1 protein-coding gene is annotated in these 648 nt (G+C 46.0%); it reads left to right on the top strand.

Annotated features, from left to right (window positions below):
• Positions 1-163: 163 nt before the first annotated feature.
• Positions 164-648, top strand: a 485-nt coding sequence (locus tag E8M12_RS16250; protein ID WP_211245070.1) for a winged helix-turn-helix transcriptional regulator, incomplete at its 3' end; no start/stop codon positions are given.

The raw sequence follows: 648 nt of genomic DNA, 5'->3' as shown, positions 1-648 counted from the left end.
CCTGTTAATTTGCATCGAAAATTGATCCACTTCAACCCCTAATTTGCATCCAAAATTGATCCACTTCTTTAATTAGTTCTCGCACTCAAATTGCGGGAGAAATATTGGAGTGATTGATGTGTCATTACTAAGCGTTATCCGGCGCTGGCATTTTCGGGAAGGGATGTCCCAACGTGAAATAGCCAGAAGAACCGGACTTTCAAGAAATACCGTTAAGAAATACCTAGCCAAGGAATGCGTTGAACCTGCGTATCCCAAACGAACATCGACTAGCAAACTTGATGGCTACAAAGAACTGCTATCTGCTTGGTTGCTGCGTGAATCGAAGCGTCGGCGTAAAGAAAGAAAATCAGCCAGGAGGCTGCACAAAGAACTCGTTGATCTGGGCTTTAGTGGCTCTTACGATCGCGTTGCGGCATTCGCTCGGCAATGGCGGGAGGAACAGAAAATTGCGGCTCACGGTCTGAACAAAAAAGCCTATGTCCCATTAGTGTTTGCGCCAGGTGAAGCGTTTCAGTTTGACTGGGGTGAGAATTATTCTTATGTCGGTACTCGTAAGGTAAAGCTTCAGGTGGCTCACTTTGTATTATCCCATTCCAGAGCGTTCTTTCTGCGTGCCTACTGGACTCAGACGCATGAAATGCTGTT

Source organism: Thalassotalea mangrovi (assembly GCF_005116735.1).
Lineage (GTDB): Bacteria > Pseudomonadota > Gammaproteobacteria > Enterobacterales > Alteromonadaceae > Thalassotalea_A > Thalassotalea_A mangrovi.
The sequence above is the reverse complement of the archived record's forward strand: the minus strand, read 5'-3'. Positions and strand labels throughout refer to the sequence as shown.